The organism is Paralimibaculum aggregatum (assembly GCF_030270585.1).
GTDB lineage: Bacteria > Pseudomonadota > Alphaproteobacteria > Rhodobacterales > Rhodobacteraceae > Thermohalobaculum > Thermohalobaculum aggregatum.
The window spans coordinates 1-1,285 of the sequence record NZ_BSYI01000116.1; the positions used below are offsets into that span (position 1 = coordinate 1).

The following is a 1,285-nucleotide window of genomic DNA, read 5'->3' on the forward strand; positions in this document are numbered from 1 at the left end:
CCGCCCGTCAACCGGAACCTCGGCAACCTGCCGGAGAGCCTGCCCCGGATCGAGGAGATGATCGAGCCCGAAAGCACGCTCTGCCCCTGCGGCTGCGGCGAGATGCACCGGATCGGCGAGGACCGAACGGAACGGTTGGACATTGTCCCCGCGCAGCTGCGGGTGATCGTGACGGTGCGCCCCAAATACGCCTGCCGGGCCTGCACGGATGGCGTCACCCAGGCGCCCGCGGCCCCGCATCTGATCGAGGGGGCGCTGCCCACCGAGGGCGCGATCGCCCACGTGCTGGTCTCCAAATACGCCGACCACTGCCCGCTCTACAGACAGAGCCAGATCCTGGCCCGCTCGGGGATCGAGCTGCATCGCTCGACGCTCGCCGGCTGGGTCGGCAAGGCCGCCTTCCATCTCGGGCCCGTGGTCGATCGGCTGGCTGAGCATCTGAAGCGCTCCACCAAGCTCTTCATGGACGAAACCACGGCGCCGGTGCTCGACCCGGGCCGCGGGCGCACCAAGACCGGCTTCCTTTGGGCTTTGGCGCGCGACGACCGGAACTGGGCCGGAGCCGATCCGCCTGGTGTCGTCTACTTCTATGCTCCCGGCCGAGGCGGCGAGCATGCCGAGAGGTTCCTCGAGGGCTTCGACGGCATCCTGCAGATCGACGGCTATCCCGGCTACATTCGCCTGACCAGACCCAAGCGCAAAGGCGGCGACCCGGTCACCGTGGCCCATTGCTGGTCCCATGCGCGGCGCAAGCTCCGCGAAATCTTTGACCGAGATGGCTCGGCGATCGCCGCCGAGGGGCTGGAGCGCATCAGGAAGCTCTACGAGATCGAGCGCGAGATCCGCGGCACCGGACCCGGCCAGCGCCTCTCCGCTCGGCAGGCACGCACGGCACCCCTCGTGGAGAGCTTCGGCACATGGCTGGAAGAGGTGCGAACGCGCGTCTCCGCCAAGTCCCGCCTCGGCGAGAAGCTCGCCTATATCAACCGCCATTGGGACGGGTTGCAGACCTTCCTCGCCGACGGCCGCGTCGAGATCGACTCCAACGGCGTCGAGAACCTGATCAGGCCAATAGCTCTCAATCGCAAGAATGCGCTCTTCGCCGGTCATGACGAGGGCGGCAAAGCTTGGGGCCGCATCGCCTCGCTAATCGAGACGGCCAAGATCAACGGCATCGAGCCCTTCGCCTATCTCAAGGCAACCCTCAAGGCGATCGCCCGCGGTCACCCCAACGAGCGCCTTGATGACCTCCTGCCCTGGAACTTCAAGCACGCGTCAAGCTGAG

General features: G+C 67.1%; 1 protein-coding gene. It reads left to right on the forward strand.

Annotated features, from left to right (window positions below):
* Window positions 1-1,284, forward strand: a 1,284-nt coding sequence (gene tnpC, locus QSJ97_RS24525) for an IS66 family transposase (RefSeq protein WP_285675131.1), incomplete at its 5' end; no start/stop codon positions are given.
* Window position 1,285 lies beyond the last annotated feature (1 nt).